This window comes from Achromobacter xylosoxidans A8 (genome assembly GCF_000165835.1).
GTDB lineage: Bacteria > Pseudomonadota > Gammaproteobacteria > Burkholderiales > Burkholderiaceae_B > Achromobacter > Achromobacter xylosoxidans_B.
The window spans coordinates 13,252-30,635 of record NC_014642.1; the positions used below are offsets into that span (position 1 = coordinate 13,252).

18 protein-coding genes and 1 pseudogene are annotated in these 17,384 nt (G+C 62.2%); 5 read left to right on the top strand and 14 right to left on the bottom strand.

The features are described 5' to 3' along the window. Positions 1–121 precede the first annotated feature (121 nt). Entirely contained in the window at positions 122–895 is a 774-nt protein-coding gene (locus AXYL_RS32890) for an IclR family transcriptional regulator C-terminal domain-containing protein (protein WP_013397127.1), read from the top strand. On the opposite strand, the pseudogene AXYL_RS32895 reads toward AXYL_RS32890, so the two are convergent. Beyond that, positions 892–1,830 (bottom strand): annotated as a pseudogene (locus AXYL_RS32895) (IS481 family transposase). The gene AXYL_RS32890 and the pseudogene AXYL_RS32895 sit on opposite strands and share 4 nt — an antisense overlap. Before the next feature lie 226 nt (positions 1,831–2,056). Here AXYL_RS32895 and AXYL_RS32900 point away from each other — a divergent pair. Then, the gene (locus tag AXYL_RS32900) at positions 2,057–2,974 is read left to right on the top strand and encodes an enoyl-CoA hydratase-related protein (protein ID WP_237710069.1); all 918 of its coding nucleotides are present in this window, start codon (positions 2,057–2,059) and stop codon (positions 2,972–2,974) included. On the opposite strand, the gene AXYL_RS32905 is transcribed toward AXYL_RS32900, so the two are convergent. From AXYL_RS32905 to AXYL_RS32960, 12 genes are all read right to left on the bottom strand, one after another. After that, complete coding sequence (locus tag AXYL_RS32905) at positions 2,971–3,756, bottom strand: IclR family transcriptional regulator (protein WP_013397131.1); 786 nt, start codon at positions 3,754–3,756, stop codon at positions 2,971–2,973. The two genes, AXYL_RS32900 and AXYL_RS32905, sit on opposite strands and share 4 nt — an antisense overlap. A gap of 2 nt (positions 3,757–3,758) precedes the next feature. Beyond that, entirely contained in the window at positions 3,759–4,565 is an 807-nt protein-coding gene (locus tag AXYL_RS32910) for an IclR family transcriptional regulator (protein ID WP_013397132.1), read from the bottom strand. Between the two features lie 75 nt (positions 4,566–4,640). Further along, entirely contained in the window at positions 4,641–5,771 is a 1,131-nt protein-coding gene (locus tag AXYL_RS32915; protein WP_013397133.1) for an NADH:flavin oxidoreductase/NADH oxidase, read from the bottom strand. Between the two features lie 39 nt (positions 5,772–5,810). Beyond that, complete coding sequence (locus tag AXYL_RS32920) at positions 5,811–6,101, bottom strand: Dabb family protein (RefSeq protein WP_013397134.1); 291 nt, start codon at positions 6,099–6,101, stop codon at positions 5,811–5,813. A gap of 15 nt (positions 6,102–6,116) precedes the next feature. After that, positions 6,117–6,878: an SDR family NAD(P)-dependent oxidoreductase gene (locus AXYL_RS32925; RefSeq protein WP_013397135.1), complete on the bottom strand. Its 762-nt coding sequence runs from the start codon at positions 6,876–6,878 to the stop codon at positions 6,117–6,119. A 46-nt stretch (positions 6,879–6,924) separates the two neighbouring features. Further along, positions 6,925–7,647 (bottom strand): ABC transporter ATP-binding protein, encoded by a 723-nt coding sequence (locus AXYL_RS32930; protein ID WP_013397136.1) that lies wholly within the window; start codon positions 7,645–7,647, stop codon positions 6,925–6,927. Next, positions 7,637–8,371 carry an ABC transporter ATP-binding protein gene (locus AXYL_RS32935; protein ID WP_013397137.1) on the bottom strand — a complete coding sequence of 245 codons (735 nt, stop codon included), beginning with the start codon at positions 8,369–8,371 and terminating at the stop codon, positions 7,637–7,639. The genes AXYL_RS32930 and AXYL_RS32935 overlap by 11 nt, the downstream gene beginning before the upstream one ends. Positions 8,372–8,378: 7 nt before the next feature. After that, positions 8,379–9,323 carry a branched-chain amino acid ABC transporter permease gene (locus tag AXYL_RS32940; RefSeq protein WP_013397138.1) on the bottom strand — a complete coding sequence of 315 codons (945 nt, stop codon included), beginning with the start codon at positions 9,321–9,323 and terminating at the stop codon, positions 8,379–8,381. Then, positions 9,316–10,179 (bottom strand): branched-chain amino acid ABC transporter permease, encoded by an 864-nt coding sequence (locus AXYL_RS32945; protein WP_041657858.1) that lies wholly within the window; start codon positions 10,177–10,179, stop codon positions 9,316–9,318. The genes AXYL_RS32940 and AXYL_RS32945 overlap by 8 nt, the downstream gene beginning before the upstream one ends. Before the next feature lie 49 nt (positions 10,180–10,228). Beyond that, entirely contained in the window at positions 10,229–11,437 is a 1,209-nt protein-coding gene (locus AXYL_RS32950) for an ABC transporter substrate-binding protein (RefSeq protein WP_013397140.1), read from the bottom strand. 73 nt (positions 11,438–11,510) lie between these two features. After that, positions 11,511–12,401 carry an NAD(P)-dependent oxidoreductase gene (locus AXYL_RS32955; RefSeq protein ID WP_013397141.1) on the bottom strand — a complete coding sequence of 297 codons (891 nt, stop codon included), beginning with the start codon at positions 12,399–12,401 and terminating at the stop codon, positions 11,511–11,513. A gap of 14 nt (positions 12,402–12,415) precedes the next feature. Further along, positions 12,416–13,231, bottom strand: coding sequence for an enoyl-CoA hydratase/isomerase family protein (locus AXYL_RS32960; RefSeq protein ID WP_013397142.1), 816 nt, complete (start codon positions 13,229–13,231; stop codon positions 12,416–12,418). Positions 13,232–13,407: 176 nt separating this feature from the next. On the opposite strand from AXYL_RS32960, the gene AXYL_RS32965 reads away from it, so the two are divergent. The 3 genes from AXYL_RS32965 to AXYL_RS32975 all read left to right on the top strand — a co-directional run bounded on the left by AXYL_RS32965 (position 13,408) and on the right by AXYL_RS32975 (position 15,787). Continuing rightward, on the top strand, positions 13,408–14,316 hold the full coding sequence (locus AXYL_RS32965; RefSeq protein WP_013397143.1) for a LysR family transcriptional regulator: 909 nt from the start codon (positions 13,408–13,410) through the stop codon (positions 14,314–14,316). A gap of 115 nt (positions 14,317–14,431) precedes the next feature. Next, positions 14,432–15,136 carry a CoA transferase subunit A gene (locus tag AXYL_RS32970; protein WP_013397144.1) on the top strand — a complete coding sequence of 235 codons (705 nt, stop codon included), beginning with the start codon at positions 14,432–14,434 and terminating at the stop codon, positions 15,134–15,136. Between the two features lie 12 nt (positions 15,137–15,148). Continuing rightward, positions 15,149–15,787 carry a CoA transferase subunit B gene (locus AXYL_RS32975; RefSeq protein ID WP_013397145.1) on the top strand — a complete coding sequence of 213 codons (639 nt, stop codon included), beginning with the start codon at positions 15,149–15,151 and terminating at the stop codon, positions 15,785–15,787. A gap of 662 nt (positions 15,788–16,449) precedes the next feature. On the opposite strand, the gene AXYL_RS34625 is transcribed toward AXYL_RS32975, so the two are convergent. Further along, positions 16,450–17,253: a gamma-glutamylcyclotransferase gene (locus AXYL_RS34625; RefSeq protein ID WP_013397146.1), complete on the bottom strand. Its 804-nt coding sequence runs from the start codon at positions 17,251–17,253 to the stop codon at positions 16,450–16,452. Positions 17,254–17,384: the final 131 nt, after the last annotated feature.

A 17,384-nucleotide genomic window follows, 5' to 3' on the forward strand; every position in this document is an offset into this window, starting at 1 on the left:
CCCGGACTTGCGCGACACGGTCAGTCTGCTTATAATGACCGCTAAGCGGACATAAACATCCGCTATACGGTCATTCTGAGAGTTGGTTGCGGACGTGTCAAGCACGTATGCAGGAGCACCTATGGCAACGCCTGACAGCGAATCTTTCGTCCGCACCTTTGCGCGCGGGCTCAAAATCATCGAAACCATGGGCCAGGGAGAGGCGCGCCAGACGCTGGCCGACGTGGCGTCGGCGGTCGAACTGCCGCGCACGGCGGTGCGTCGTTTCCTGATGACGCTGGTCGAACTGTCTTTCGTGAAAAGCGACGGCAAGCACTACTGGCTTACTCCCAAAGTGCTGCGCCTGGGGCTGTCCTATCTGTACACGCTGCCTTTTTGGCGGCATTCGCAGCTGGCGCTCGAGGAACTGGGCGCGCGCATCGGCCAGTCTTGCGCCGTCTCGGTGCTAGACGAGGAAGAAATCGTCTACGTGCAGCGCCTGCATACCAAGCGCATCCTGCCCATGAGCCCGTCGCTGGGCAGCCGCCTGCCGGCGCATGCGGTATCGATGGGCAGGGTCTTGTTGTCGGGCCTGGAAGACGAGGCGCTGCAAAACTATCTGCAAGCGGCCAAGCTGAAAAAGATGACCGCCACCACGGTCGTGGACAAAGACAAGTTGCGCGAAGGGATCCTGCTGGCGCGAGAGCAGGGCTATGCCTGGGTGGACAGCGAACTGGACGATTCCATCGCCGGCCTGGCGGTGCCGGTGCGCGATCAAGACGGCACCATCGTGGCGGCCGTCAACGTTAGCCTCACGGCCGGCGCCTTCGAGGAAGCGGCGGCAGTAGCGGAGTTTCTCCCACCATTGCGGCAGACTGCGTCGCAATTGCGCGCGACGATGGTGAGTTTGCGCTAGGTGTCGAGTTTCAATAGGTTGTTCCCAGCGAGTCGAGAAGCTGGAGGCTTGTCCTCGAGAGCGGAATGGGGCCTGCGGGCGTTGTAATAGGCCAGGAAGGCCGGCAACGAAGCGGTTCGTTCGTCGCTATGGTTCCAGAGCCGGCCGTAGGTCAACTCACGCAGGCAGGTCTGGATGAAGCGCTCAGCCTCGCCATTGGTTTGTGGGCGGTAGTGGCGGGTAAACCGGTGCTTGATGCCCAGGTCGCGGCAGGCCTGAGCAAACAGCCGGGATCGATAGGCCGAGCCGTTGTCGGTGATCAGTCGTTTAATTGTCTCGCCCAAGGCTTGGTAATGGGCCACAGCGGCCTTGAGGAAGGCCACGGCCGAAGGTTGCCTCTCGTCAGGGAGTACCTGCACAGACCCCACTCGCGAATGATCGTCAATGGCCACATGGGCGACTTCCCAGCCTACCCCTCAGATATGGTTCCGGCGGTCGTCCGTGATGCGATGGCCCGGTGCCACGATGCGCCCGAGCTTCTTGGTGTCTATGTGGAGCAATTCGCCAAGGGCAGGGTGTTCGTAGCGCACCACCGGGACGGTCGGATCAAGGGCTTTCAGGCTCGAGAGCCCCAATCTGCGCAGATGCCGGCTGACCGTGGCCACGCTACGCCCGACCACGGCATCGATGCGCCACATAGGCATGCGAGCGCGGCGAAGTTGCTCGATGTGTTGACCCAGCCGGGTATCGATCGTGCTTCGGGTACGAGCTGGGCGGGAACTGCAATCGACCAACGCGGCCTTGTCATGCAAGGCGAAACGTCGCTGCCATTTGCGCGCTGTGCGCAGACTAATGTCGGCGGCTTGGGCCGCCGTTTTGAGTCCTTGGCTGGCAATGCGCTCAATCAGCAATTCACGACCTCGCGGCGTAAGTCTGGCATTCTTATGGCTGTTCATCCGGGTAAAGCTTTTGGGTGGTTGAAGCGTAGAGAACTCCAGTTTCCCAGACTCTTCCGGGTGAACAACCTATTGAAACATCACATCTAGCTCATAGCCGTTGTTGGGTAGGCCAGGGGCACGCGCATGGGGGAACTCGCGATGTGATGGACCCAATCAGCACCCAAGTTCAATGAACTTTCTGGGGAAGAATGCCATGTTCAATGAATCAGTGCGGCCAAAGTGAATGAACCAAATTTCATTAAGTGCCCGATTAAAAAATGTCGAGTTTCCACCTTCAATGAATTTCGACAGTTCAGCCGGGAATCTGGCCGGTCGCGCCGCGCTGGATCGGGGCGTAACCATGGCCTGCGCTCCGGCCTTCGTCCGGCGCGACGACGATGATGGCGTCGTCACGCTCACCCTCAGCCATCCCGATACCCTGAACCGCTTCTCCGACGGTTCGCAGTTCCTGGAACTGGCCAGCCAGGTGCGCCGGGCCAACGCAGATCCGGCGGTGCGCGTCCTGGTCATCACAGGGGAGGGCAAGGCCTTTTGCGCGGGGGGAGACCTGCGCCAGATGGCCGAACGGGAGGGATTCTCGGCCGGGGACGTTGCCGAGGTGCAGGCGCGTTACCGCGAGACCGTGCATCAATTGCCAGCGGCGCTGGCGGAGACGGACATTCCGACCATAGCCGCGGTGAATGGCCCGGCCTATGGGGCGGGCTGCGATCTGGCGTGCTTTTGCGATATCCGGATCGCCGCGCAGCGCGCAAGCTTCTCAGTCAGTTTCGCTCGTCTGGGCATCGTGGCCGGCGACGGCGGCGCCTGGATGCTGCCCCGGCTCATTGGCCGCTCCAAGGCCATGGAGCTGGCCTTCACGGCCGAGCCCATCGATGCCCAAGAGGCGTGGCGCATCGGCCTGGTATCGGAGGTTACGCCAGACCATGCGCTGGCCCGGCGCACCACCGATCTGGCGCGTGGCATTGCACGGCATCCCGCCGCGGCGCTACGCATGCACAAGCGCCTGCTGCGCGACGCCGAACAGCACACGCTGGCAACCCATCTGGACGTTGTCGCGGCGTTTCAAGCGATTGCGCACGCCTCGGATGAACACCTGAGGGCGGTGCGCGATGTGGTCGGCGCCCTGGGGCAGCCTCGTTAGTCCTCGCCGTCGGTCGCGAGGGCGACGCGCTCGGCCATGGCAAGCAGCGCCGGCGCGACCTGGTCTCGCAGTACCGCTTCCGTGACGTCGGCGCTGACAGCCATGGCGGCCAGGGCGAAATCGGAGCCCGCCTTCACTGGAGTGGCGATGGATGCGGTGTGCGTGGCCACGGGCGCGGCCAGGTAGCACCAGCCCGCTTTCTCCAGCTCCCGGAACGCGGCGTAGACGTCGTCCAGCGCGCGAGATGCGCCTGACGGTGCGTCGGCCTCGATCATGCCCAGCAATTCATCGCGTTGTTCTTGTGGCCGTCCCCAAAGATAGGCGCGGCCGGAAGCCGAGACGGCCATGGGGAAACGGGCGCCCGTGGTCAGGCCCAGCTGTACCCGGCCCGCAGGAACGCAGTGCTCGACCACAAGCATATGCAGCCGGTCACGCGTGCTTAGCGTGACATGGACGCCGAAACGCTGAGACAACTCACGCATGAGGGGCCTTGCGGCCTGGCCGGTCGACAGGCCTTTCTTGGCGGCCCGCCCCAGCGCCAGGCAGGCGATATGGGGTTCGTAGCTGTCGCCCGTGGCCTGCAGAAAATGCTGGGCTTGCAGCGTCTGGACAAGCTTCTCGGTGGTCGGGCGGGTCAGCTCAAGCTTGCGGGCGATGTCGGCCAGCGTCAGTTTGCGGTGACGCAGATCGAATAGGCGCAGCACCTCCAGGCCCCGGCGCAGCGAATCGACCTGCGCGTCGTCGCGCGGCGTGCCCGGTGTCAATTGACGAGTCCGTACCATGATTATTCCGCCTGCATATTGCTGAGTTCGGCTTCCAGCCGGGCCTTGAGGGCGAGCAGGTCGGGGATTACCTCCTGCTTCAACCGCGGCAATTCCAGGGAGTTCGAAGGCGCTGCGCAGCCCAGTGCATAAGTGTGCGGGCCTTCCGGAGTGTCCACGACCACGGCGGCGCCGTTGGTGCCGGCCTCCAGGGTGCCGGCCGCGATGCAATAGCCGTCGCTCGCCATTTGTGAAACCGCCGCCGGGACTTCGCGGCTCAGCAGCTCCCAAGCCTGCGGGTCGGTTGCGGAAAGCTTGTCGAGGAACACAGTGCGTTCCGCATCGCCCATTGCGCCGACCAAGGCCCTGCCCAGGGCCGAGCGGTCTATGCGCAGCCGTGAGCCGGCGCGCACCCGCAAGGTGAAAATCATGTCTCGGCTATGCGTGACCTCGTTGCAGACCATGCTGCTGGCGTCGGGCGAAGCGAGTACCACGGAGACTTGGTGCTGGTCGGCGAATTGCTGCATCAGGGGCCTGGCGAGCACGACAAAGTCCCGGTGCGAAGCCGCGATGAACCCAAGAGCGAGCACGGCCGTGCCCAGCCGGTAGGCGGCCCGTTGGGCGGAATATTGCAGGTATTCCGCCTCCAGCAGATTGGCCGTAAGACGCGAGACGGTCGGCTTGGGCAGACCGGTGAGCGCCGCGATCTCGGAGTTGCTCAGCCACTCGTTATTCGGCTCGAACGCCGAGAGAATGGTCAGCCCGCGCGACAGCACCCGCACTTCGCGAATGCCTGGCTTTTCGGAGGACGAATCAACGGATGTATTCATCGAGTCATCAAAATGAAATTAGACTCGATTCTACAGGTAAGCCTGCCTGAATATGGGGCTCAGGCGCCCCCGTTGCTACTCCTGAAAGACCTTCGGCCGGCGTTTGAGCCACCAGCCGTATTGCTCGGGCCAGGCGAGATAGTCGGGGTCGGCTTGCAAGGCCAGGCGCGCGTGCAGGGGCCAATTCGGGTTGTGCAGCGCCTCGCGCCCGATTGCCACCAGATCCGCCTTGTTCTCTGCCAGGATCGCTTCGGCCTGTTCCGGATCGACGATCAGGCCCACGGCGATCGTGGCGATGCCGGCTTCCTGCTTCACGGTTTGCGCGAACGGCACCTGGAAGCCGGGGCCGCGCTTGACGGCAAGCGGGCCTTGCCCCGCCGTGGCGGGTGCCTGGATGCCGCCGGAAGAACAGTCGACCAGGTCTACGCCCAGTGCTTTCAGTTCGCGCGAAAACACGATGCTGTCGGCCAGCTGCCAACCGCCTTCAATGCCGTCGACGGCGGAAATCCGTACGGACAGCGGGATGTCGGAGGGCAGGGCGTCGCGGACGGCGGCCGCGACCTGCAGAGGGAAGCGCATACGGTTTTCGAGCGATCCGCCATATTGGTCCTGCCGCAGGTTGGTGACCGGAGAGAGGAAGCTGTGGAGGAGGTAGCCATGTGCGGCGTGGATCTCGACCAGGCGGTATCCGGCGCTGACTGCGCGGGCCGCGGCGGCGCGGAAGCTTGAGACGAGGCCAGCCAGTTCGGGGGTGTCCAGCGCGCGCGGCACGGGCCAGCCCTCTTGAACCGGCACGGAAGAGGCGGCCGTGGTTTCCCAGGCCAGCTCCGCCGAGGAGAGCGCCAACGGCCGGTTGCCTTCCCAGGGGCGGCCGGTGCTGGCCTTGCGTCCGGCATGGCCGATCTGGATGGACGGAATCACGCCGTGAGTGGCCATGATGCGCGCGAGTTCCGCGAGCCCGGGGATCTGTTCATCGCTCCAGATTCCCAGGTCGCCTGGGGTTCCCCGGCCGTCGCGGGTGACGGCTGCGACTTCGATCATGGCGCTGCCGGGTCCGCCTCGTGCCAGGCCGGCGGTATGGAACCGGTGCCAGTCCTGCACCAGCCCGTCGATGGCGGAATACTGGCTCATCGGCGAGATAAGCACCCGATTGGGCAGCTCGACGCCGCGCAGTTTGATCGGGGTGAACAGCTTGGTGGCCCGCATGAGGTTCCTTGTTTCGGGTGGTCGTGTCATGGCCGGCGCTCAGGCTTCGTAGTCCAGCACGATGAGCTGCCTGCTGAGCGCCGCGACTTTCTGCTTCAGCGGCACGTGGACAGGGGCCTGCTGATATTGATCATGGGCGGCCGCGTCCACGAGGTCTGCCACGAAAGCGTGGGTGTAGGAATGGGCGCGATCCGAGGCATTGGTGGCAAAGCGCAGTTCGAGGATGCCCGGAAGTTCGTCCTTGATGGTCTGACACATGCCGACGATTTCTTCGTGGTCCCGCCCGGTGAGCGGGTTGTTGAAGCTGAGCATGACGATATGGCGAAACATGATGGCTCCGGTCACTCAGGAAATGGTCAATCCGCCGTCGACGGCCAGGATGTGGCCGGTCGTGGAGCGGGACTCATCGGATGCCAGGTACAGCGCGGCGTGGGCGATGTCTTCCGGTTGCACCAGCCCGAAGAACTGGCCTTCCAACGACTTGCTGGTGACGCCATCGTCCTTCAGCAGTTTGAGCACACGTTCTGTCGCCGTCGCGCCGGGAGCCACCGCATTGACGCGGATCCGGTACTGGGCATACTCCACCGCCATCGATCGGGTCAGCGCGCTGACCGCGCCCTTGGCGGCCGTGTAGGCGTCTTTGCCGTGGGTGCCGATCAGGGCGAAGATCGACGTGCTGTTGATGACCGAACCGCCATTACCCGCGTCCATCATGGCCTGGATGCCGTAGCGGCATCCCAGCCAGGTCCCGAACAGATCGAGCTTCATCTTGGACCAGAATTCTTCCACCGGCGCGTCCGTCACGCGGCTGTCGCGGACGGTGGATCCTCCGGCATTGTTGTACAGCACGTCGAAGCGTCCAAACTGCGCCACGGTGCGCTTGACGGCTTCTTCCAGGCTTTCGGGTTCCGTGACGTCGGTGTGGATGAAAAGGGCGGGGCGGCCCGTCGACGCTTCCACCATGGCGGCGGTCTGCTCGCCCGCGGCGGTGTCACGCTCGGCGATGACGACCTGCGCGCCTTCCTTGGCGAATAGCAGTGCGCTGGCGCGGCCGATGCCGGCGCCGCCACCTGTGATGAAAGCGACCTTTCCTTCGAGTCGTTGCATAATTACCTCGCGAAAACTAATGAGTGGATAGGGCGTTGCGTGGCGATCAGATTCCCAGGTAGGCCTTGCGCACCGCTTCGCTGCTGGCCAGCTCCGAGGCCAGGCCCTGCAACTGGATTTCGCCACGTTCGAGAATGAAAGCGTGGGTGGCGATCTCCAATGCCATTTCTGCGTTCTGCTCGACCAGCATGACGTCCACCCCTTCGGCCGCGATGTCCTGGATGATCTGCGCGATGGTGTCGACGATGGCTGGCGCGAGCCCGATGGTGGGCTCGTCGAGCAGCAACAGCCGCGGTCGGGCCATCAGGGCGCGTCCCACGGCAACCATCTGCTGCTGGCCGCCGCTGAGGCTCCCGGCTTGCGATTTGAGCCGGGTTTTCAGGGCGGGGAAGCGCTCCAGGACGCTCGCGATGCCCTGCTCGATAGCATGCTTGCTTTTCTCCCGGTAGGCGCCGAGTTCGAGGTTTTCACCTACGGTCATGGCTTTGAACAACCGTCGCCCTTCGGGCACCAGTACCAGCCCCCTGGCGACGAGGGCATCCGGCGCCAGTCCGGTAATGTCTTCGCCATAGAAGCGGACTTTCCCGGACGAGGGCGCGACCAGGCCGGTCAAGGCTTTCATGATGGTCGACTTGCCGGCGCCGTTGGAACCGACGATGGTGGAGATGGAACCCCGCTTCACCGTGAAGCTCGCCCCGCTTACCGCCGGCACGATGCCGTACATCACGGAGAGACGCTCTACGTCGAGCACATTTTCGTTATTGTTCATGCCGCTTCCCCAGATAGGCCGAAATCACACGCGGGTCCCGCTGAATTTCGGCTGGCGTGCCGGTGGCCAGAAACACGCCATAGTCCAGCACCACGATGCGGTCGCAGATGTCCATGACCGCCTTCATGTTGTGTTCCACGAGCAGCATCGAGACACCGTATTCCTCGCGCATCCTGCGGAAGATCGCCAGCACCGAGGTGGCCTCGGTCTGGTTCAGGCCGGTCAGGGGTTCATCCAGGCAGAGCAGGCTTGGCCGGGCGGCGAAGGCGATGGCGATGCTGACCAGCCGCTGCAGTCCATGCGAAAGGTTGCCCGCGATCTCGTCCAGAACCTCGGACAGGCCCATGAGCGCCGCCGTTTCGCGCACGCGCGCATCGCGTTCGGCCTTGTTGCGCAACGTCGCGAACGTGCCTACGACGATGTTGTCGTAGACGGTCATGTCGCGCAGCATGCTGTCGTGCTGAAACGTCCGCACCAGCCCCTGTCGGGAAATTCGAGCGGCACTCTGGCCAGTGATGTCCCGGCCCATGAACGTCAATTGGCCGCCCGACGGCTTGTAATAGCCGCTCACCACGTTGAAGGTGGTGCTTTTCCCGGCGCCATTCGGGCCGATGAGTCCGAGGATTTCTCCCTTGCGGACTTCGAAGCTCAGATCCTTGACAGCCACCAGGCCGCCAAAGCGACGGCTCATGCCATCGACTTTCAGTAGTACTTGGTTTTCCATGAGGACCTCAGGCTTGGGGCTTCGCCGCGGCAGTCAGTCCGGGCGCGCGCTTGTTGAGGTGACGGCCCAGGCCGATCAGGCCCCCCGGCATCAGCAATACCGAGATCACGATGGCGGCTCCGTAGAAAATGTGCTCGTAGGGACCGAAGCTCAAGGCGAACTGGCCGAGCAGCGTCAGCACGATGGCGCCCACCACGGCCCCCAGAATGTGGGACTCTCCGCCCACCTTCAGATAGGCTAGGGCGTATACCGCGAGCAGGAAGCCGAAATCCCCTGGGCTGATGACGTTGTTCGAGTACGCCAGCAGCGCGCCAGCAATTCCGGCCACGAACGACGATACGCCGAGGCACAGCACCTTCGTCAGGTGGACGTTGATGCCTACGGTTTCGACGAGGGCGTCGTTGTTGCGGATGGCCACGAGGACTTTTCCGAAATCCGACTTCTCAATGAACCACAGCGCCCAGAGCAGTGCGAGGACGACCGCAACCACGAGGGCGGGGAAATAGCCGTCCAGGTAGGACGGCGGAAAGATCCCGACCATGCCGGAGCTTCCGCCGATCGCTTCGGTCTTGGTATAGATCATGCGGATCACTTCGGTGAAGGCGAAGCTGATCAGCATGAAGTAGGGGCCTTTGGCGCGCAGCGTGATGTAGCCGAACACCAGGCTGATGAGCCCGGCGAAAACTGCGCTGGCGGCCAGCGTGACCAGGAAGGGCCAGTTGAACGATACGCTGCCGACACCCGCCATGTAGGCGCCGAGTCCCACAAAACCGGCGACGGCGAAGTTGAGTTCACCGATCAAGGTAACGAAACGGAAGCTGGCGGTGATCAGCACGTTGACGGCCAGCCACAGGACCAGACTGGCGGCCAGGCCGCCGCCCTGGAGCAGGCTGGCGGCGAGCGCCACCAGGCCGACCGAGACGACTGCAGGGGTGAGTAGCGATTTAGCCATTTCCGAGAATTCCCTTCGGACGAACGAGAAGTACAAACATGGTCAGGGCGAACATCGTGATCGTGGCCCAGGTGGGGTCGAAGTAGTAGCCGCCAAGGCTTTCGATGACGGCGATCAGCAGGCTGCCCAGGATGGCTCCCGGTATGCTGCCCAGCCCACCGATGACAATCGCGATGAAGCCTCGAATGAGATAGTCGCTGCCGATGACTGGGCTGGAGACCGTCACGGGGGATAGCAGCACCGCGGCGATAGCGGCGAGGGAGGTCGCGATGAAAAAGCCGGCCAGGGCGATCCGGCGGTAGGGAATGCCCTGCAGCATGGCTGCTTCATGGTCTTCCGAGACCGCGCGCAAGGCCTTGCCCAGGCGGCTGGACGTGATGGTCCAGCACATGAGTACGGCCACTAATAGCGCGCAGCAGGTGATGATCAGGCGCTGCATGGTGATGTAGGCGCCCAGGATGTTCACCGTTCCTTCGACCAGCGCGGGGAGTTTATTGGGAACGCCGCCAAAGGACTCCAGGAATATGCCTTGCAGCAATAACGAGAGGCCGACCGAAACCACGAAGGAACCAGTCATGTCGCGCTGGAACCGCTGCAAGGCGAACTTATAGATCACGCCGCCAAGCAGCAGCGTCAGGGCGATTCCCAGCGCGCCGCTCAGCGCATACGACGCGAAGAGCGGCAACTGCTCGCTGACCAGGAATGGGACTGTCACCCCCATCACCAGCAACGGCAGCGTGAAAAACTCCCCATGCGCAAAGTTGACGATCCGCATGACGCCGAATATGAGCGTCAGGCCCAGCGAGAACAATATGTACGCCGCGGCGATCTGCATACTGTTCATGATCAATTGCATGTAAACGTCCAACTTGTCTCCCCCGACTTATCGCCGTCCGGCGTTCTGATTACTTTCCTTGTGCCAGACGCTTCTGAAGCTCTTCCGGCACGACGCGCTCCACCTCGACCAGCTTGCCGTCCTGGATCTGCGTGATCATGACCGGGATGAGCATCTGCTGGGGCGAGCCGTAGGTTGCCTCGCCGCCGAACGCCGTCTTGCCGTAGGACGTCTCGAACACAATCTTGGGCAGAACCTTCAGGATCTCGGAGGGCTCGACGCTTTGCGCCGCTTCCATGCCCGCCTTGAGGGCATACACAGAGTCGTAGGGCGCCAATTGCAACGGGTTGAGCGATTCCCCGACGGCCTTTTTCATGCCTTCATTGAGCTCACGTTGCTTGCTGGTGGCTTGGGCTCCGGAGTAGTCGCCCGAAAAGCCCATGTACACGCCATTGGCTGCCTTGCCGCCAATGTCCACGAGTTGCGCCGCACCGGTGCCCACCGGCTGCACTTTGACGCCGTCCCAGCCCAGCACGGCCAGTTCCCGGAACAGCACGCCTGCGTCTGCAGGCGGCGCGACACCGAGGTCGATGACGTCCGGCTTTGCCGCCGCCAGCTTCTGGGCAATAGGTTGGAATTGCGTGGTGCCGCGCTCGTACCAGTTGACCGACACCACCTTTACGCCAAGCTTCTCCCAGGCCTGCTGGGCGACCGGCTCGGTTTCCTTGCCGGTGGCGTCGTTCGGATTGAGCATGGCGACCGTCTTGATGGACCCATGCTTGGCCTTGACGTAGGCATATAGCGGTTCCAGGATTTCAAACGGCGTGGTTGACTGGGTCAGGGTGTACGGCTTGGTCGGCCCCTTGACGGTTTTGCCCCAGGCCGAGGTGAAAAGAATGACCTGGTTGCGCTCGGTGAGCGACTGCAGCGCCAGGATGGGCGCGGTGCCAATGCTGCCGACGACGTAGCGCGACTTGTCGCGATTCACGATGTTCTGCGCGACCTTGGTTCCTTCCGCTGCGTTGTACTTGTTGTCGTACGCGCGGACCTCGAACTTGTAGGTCGTTCCGCCGATCTTCACGCCGCCGGCGTCATTGATCTCCTTGGCGGCCTGTTTGGCAGTCCATTCCTGCCCCAGCCCCCAGGTCGCGGCAGCGCCTGACATCGGGGCGGATACGCCCAGTATCAGGGTCTTGGTGTCCTGGGCGGAAGCGCTGCCCGCCATGAGCGTGGCTGTTGCCATTGCCGTGGCAAGCAGAATGTTGTTGAGGTTCTTCATCCTGTCATCTCCGTATTTATAGGTGTAGTGATAGCCGGTAGGCGCCGGCTTCTACCGGATCCCCGGTATGTCGTTATGCCGGGCTGGACGTGTGCCCGGCGCGTGTCCAGAGAGCGGCTGCCTTGGAGCCGTCCTCGTCCACGTAGTTGGAAACCTGCCTGAGCATCCCAGTCTCCAATCCGGCCTGATCGCCCAATGCCAGAGCCAGATGCAGATCCTTCGCAACGATGCGGTGAATGTCCGGGTAGGCTGCTTCAGTCGGCGACCACGCGCGGTACTGCGCGCGGCCTACGGCCGCGTCGGCCGTCAGGAAGTTCATCCCCGTGCTGACCGCCAGGATGGGAGCGAGGCTCTCAAAGGCAACGCCGTGCGCCTGAGCGAGCTCGATGGCCTCGGCGGTCAGGTACATATTGGTCACGCACAGCATGTTGTTGATGATTTTTGCGACCTGGGCCGATCCCAGCACGCCGCAATGAAAGAGGCGGTTGCCCATCGCGCGCATCAACGGCCGCGCCAGCTCGACATCGGCCTCGGCGCCGCCCAGCATGATCGTGAGCGTTCCTTCCTGGGCGCCGACAATGCCGCCGCTGACCGGCGCGTCCACCAAACGCGCCCCAGCCGCCGCCAGCGGCGCCTGCAGTGTGTGCAGCGTGTCGGGCAGCGTGGTGCTCATCATGCACACAGTGGGGCGATGGCCGGCGGGAATGGCGGAAACCAGGCCGCGTTCGCCAAGCAAGGCGTCCTTGATCTGGGCGTCGTTGGCGAGCAGCACAATGATCGCGTCCGCGGCGGCGCAATCCGTCATGTCGGCGGTCGTTCGGACGCCCTCGCGCTCAAAACTCTCGCGAACAGCCGGATTGCGGTCGCAAATCGTGATGTCGAAGCCGCCGCGCCGCGCACAGCGGGCCATCGGCGCGCCCATATTGCCCGCGCCAATGAAGGCCACAGTCTTGATCGATTCCATGGGCGCCGCTCCGCCTAGACGGCGATTTCCGGATCGAACCGGGGAGCGCGCCGTTCCTGCAGCGCGCTCACCCCTTCCCTGGCCTCGGGGCTGCCGAAGCCCATGAATTCGAGCGCCAGGGACGTATCGAAGATGGGGCCTGCCTGGCGCAGCCAGTTGTTCAGTGCATACTTGGTCCAGCGCAGCGCGGCCGGTGCGCCCGCCGCGAGCCTTCCCGCGATCTCGAGCGACTTTGCCTCCAGCGCGTCATCGTCCACGCAAAGCGACACGAGGCCCAATGCTTCGGCCTGCGTGCCGTTCACGGGCTCGCAGAGCATCAGGTGGTACTTGGCCTTGGCCATGCCGCAGAGCAGGGGCCAAATGATGGCGGCGTGGTCTCCCGCCGCCACGCCCAATTTGGTATGGCCGTCCACGATACGGGCGGATTTTGCCGCAATGGAGATGTCGGCCAGCAGGGCGGCGACCAGGCCGGCGCCGACCGCCGGGCCGTGAATGGCGGACACAATGGGCTTGGAGCAGTTGATGATGTTGTAGACAAGGTCGCGCGCTTCACGCCAGACGCGGGCGCGTGCCTTGAAGTCGTCGTTGATCTCTTCGAGCATCTGGAAATCCCCGCCAGCGGAGAAGGCGCGTCCCGCGCCGCGGATCACCACGGCGCTTGTCTCCGGGTCGCTGTCGATCTCGCGCCAGACCTCGGCCAGTTCGGCGTGGCCCTTCGAATCCAGCGAGTTCATGCGTTCGGGATTATTCAGCGTCAAGCGCAGGACGCGCTCCAGGGGACGGTCAAATTCGATCGCGGTGTAGTTCTTGTAGCGATGGCTCTCTGTCATCTTCGACTCCAACTCCAGATACATAATTCAGCGAATGTTCTCGGCGGTGCTCACCCGATGGCGGCGCGGCGAAGTGGAACGTTCCAGTGCGCAACTGCAGGCGAATTGTGCGATCCGAGTTCGGTTTATCAAAGGTCATCGTTGCACCCTTGGTGTGCGCTGATGCACAATAGGCCATGGATACGCACCCCGAATGGAACGACCTGAAAGTTTTCCTGGCAGTCGCCCGGCTGGGAACGATCTCCGACGCCGGAGAAAAGCTGGGTATCGAGCACTCCACGGTGTCACGCCGTATAGACCGACTTGAAGCGACGCTCCGAGTCGTCCTGTTTGACCGACGCCGCAGCGGCTATTCGCTGACGGATGCCGGCCACGCATTGATTCCCCACGCCGAGAAGATGGAAAGCGCGCTGCTGGCCGCGGTCGAGCAGAGCCTGGAGGCCGCCGACTTCATCAAGGGGAATGTGCGCGTGGGAACGCCTGAGGCATTCGGCATACATGTGCTGGCGCCGGGCCTGGCCAAGTTGCGCCAGAAGCACTCGGGCCTGCACATAGAGCTGATGGCCCAGCCGCAGTTCCCCAGTCTCGTGACGCGGGAAGTCGAGATACTGGTGACGCTCGATCCGCCTCAAATGGGGCGCTACAAGGTCGCCAAGCTCGCGCAGATCGACTATTTCCTGTACTGCTCTCCCGCCTACAAGAAGGCGCATCCCCCCATCCGCGAACTGGATGATGTGGCTCAGCACGATTTCGTCGACTACATACACGACGGCTCGGTCAGCGAGCGCTATCGCGTGCTCGAGGAACTGGTGCCCGCGCCCAAGCGATGTTTCACCTCCAATAGCGTGCTCGCGCAGCGTTCGGCCGCCGCTGCCGGCCTGGGACTGGTGCTGCTCACGCCCTATGTCGCCAACATCCAGCGCGGCGATCTGATCAGCCTGTTCCCCGACAAGCCGCTCATTACCCGCAGCCTCTGGATCGCGGCTCCCGAAGATCTGCTCAGGATCAAGCGCTATCAGTTCGTCTGGCGTTTCATCCGGGAGCAGGTCGAGTCGCAGCCGACGCTTTTTTACCCGCCCACCTGATTGCTGTGCAGAATTGCACAATAAGGTTGCGCCAAATCCATTGTTCCCGCCTGTTCGAATCCCTAGTATCCGGGGGGTGATTCCACGCACTCAACCCCATTACTTCGGTTAGAGAATGAGAAAAGTATTCGGAGATGTGGCCGGCGCCCTGCATGGGGTGATCAAGGACGGCCAGACCATTGCCGTGGGAGGTTTCGGCCTTTGCGGCATTCCCTCGGCATTGATTGAGGGAATGCGCGAAAGCGGCGCCCGCGATCTCACCTGCATCAGTAACAACGCCGGTATAGACGACTTCGGTCTTGGCGTGCTGCTGCAATCGCGCCAGATAAAACGCATGATCGCGTCTTACGTCGGTGAAAACAAAGAATTCGAAAGGCAGTATCTCAGCGGCGAGCTCGAGCTGGAGTTCAACCCGCAAGGAACGCTGGCGGAGCGACTGCGGGCGGGCGGCGCAGGCATTCCCGCCTTCTTCACGCGGACTGGCGTAGGGACCGTCGTCGAAGACGGCAAAGAGATCCGGCAATTCGGCGGCCAGACCTACATCATGGAACTCGCGCTACAGCCGGATGTTTCGCTGGTGAAGGCGAAACGCGCGGATCGCTCCGGCAATCTCGTCTTCGCGCGTACCGCGCGGAACTTCAATCCGGATGTAGCGATGGCTGGCGCTGTGACTATTGTGGAAGTAGAGGAATTGGTTGACGAGGGTGAGATAGATCCCGACGACGTACACCTGCCGGGAATCTTCGTCGATCGCATCGTGGTCGTCCCCAACCCGGAAAAGCGCATCGAGCGCAAGAGTTTCCGTTCGCGGCCGCAGTAAGGAGTACACGCAATGGCATGGACACACGAGCAAATGGCGGCGCGCGCCGCGCAGGAACTGCACGACGGCGACTACGTGAATCTGGGAATCGGACTGCCCACGAAAGTGGTGCAGTACGTGCCCGACAACATGCAGGTCTGGCTGCAATCGGAGAACGGGCTGATCGGCATCGGGCCTCCCCCTTATGAGGATGAAATCGATCCGGACCTTATCGATGCCGCCAAACAGACGGTAACAATGGCGCCCGGCGCGTCGATCTGCTCTTCCTCGATGTCATTCGCCATGATCCGCGGCGGCCATATGGATCTCACGATCCTGGGCGCCATGGAGGTGAGCGCGCAAGGAGACCTTGCGAATTGGATGATCCCCGGCAAGATGGTCAAGGGAATGGGCGGAGCCATGGACTTGGTCGGCGGGGCGCGCCGGGTCATCGTGCTCATGGAGCACAACACGCGCGACGGTGGCATGAAGATCCTGGATCACTGCTCATTACCACTGACCGGTCGTGGCGTGGTGCACCGGATCATCTCCGACTTGGCGGTGATGGACATCACCGAAGAAGGGTTGGTTGTAAAAGAGCTTGCGCTTGGCGTCACGCGGGAGGCATTGCAGGAAAAATCAGAGCCTCGCCTGAATTTTGCACTTAGCTAGCAGATTCAGGCGTGAGGAGGCGACTGCTAGGGCGTTCGTTTTCCTAAGTCGACCTCCACGCCTCGACCCACGTTCTCCAGTAACCGGCCCAGAGTGGGAACATGATGCAACTGGTAGGTGTAGCGTCGCGCAAGCGCTGCAGACAGCCGTCCCGCTCGCCCGGAAAGATCATCAATCCACCCCACCATCGTGAAATTCGGCCATGCGCGAGGGCGAATGGCACGTAGCTGCGCGAACAGTTGATCCTCATCTTGCAGTTCTGGTTGACTGGCATGGAGAATTGCGAGCATTGCTGCGGTGGATCGGGATATCCCCTGGTGGTAGGGGATAAGTATCCGCGCAGGGGGGCCTGCCCTTTCCGCACGTGCGAGTTAAGAAAATTCGAGAATCTCCGCCAAGTCCTCCGGGAAGGGCATTGACTTGCCCGGCTCGGGAGACAGAATGTCGTGGAACCATAACGTCTTATGGTCTTTGACAGACAAGCGTGCTCGCTACAGCGGCGATAACAGGCATGCCCGGATCCGGTAATGAGAGGACGTGGGACACGCCCTAGTATTTATTCTGTTCAAGTATCTGCGATACCATAGATCAACAATGACTCAATTTTCACAGTGATAATGCGCATTTAGGTACTGGCTTTTGCTCCTCGGCTCATACAGACATCATTGGTCGACCGAGGAAATCGCATATCGCGGCAGCACGCACGAAAGTATGCCCAATAGGCCGCGAAATCGGGTAGCGCTTGGGGCGTTATTGTGTGGCTGGATTGGCAGCCGATTGCGAAGCCCGGGAAATTTTTGGCATTTTGTCATTCGGGCTAGCTCCCTGACGCGCCGCGCAAGGTTGCTCACATGTGAATCGCGGATTTCCCAGCGAGTGAGCGCTTCCTCCAAATACGTGAGGTACTCACGATCGCTCCCGAATGGGCTGCTGGCCGTGGTGCCATCGATGGCAACCGCATTGAGTTCGTGTGTCACGCGATTTTGGGGATGCTCCGAATCGGCCACAAAGACAAAGGCGGAAGCGATACGTCCATCCGTCAGGCCTTCTCGTGTCCAAACGGGCCGACATAGCCCGTGCACTATTTCACAGACTGACACCAGGCGTGGTTCGTCGAGCGAATTATCTTCTTCAAGGCGACAAGCCAGACCGCTGCACTCTCCACCATCTTGCCACGCCAACATGCGTCCTGGTACCGACCGTGTCGTCTGGCCGGCGATCAAGCGAAGGTAGAAACTACGATGCCGACTGAGAAGCGAGGCCATGCGCTGTTCTCGTGTGTCGATAACCGGATTCCACACCAACGAGCCATATGCGAAAAGCCAAGCGACTGTGCCCGTCGGCCTTCCGGATAAGGTGTCTTGCTTCGACTGTTCAATGACATCCATTGTCCAAGCCGGTTGAGCGGGCGTGCCGGGCAAAATATTGACGTTGTTGCCACAATCTAAGAGGTCGCGCGTCAGCATGGCGGTTTGGCGAAATCAGCAAAGGTCGTTGAATCAGCGAATCGCACTTCCGACCAGCTCATGAGAGCGGCAACGATGTTGCGGGTCGTAGATCCGGCAATCTATCATCAGTTCGTCTGCGCCCGTGCGCT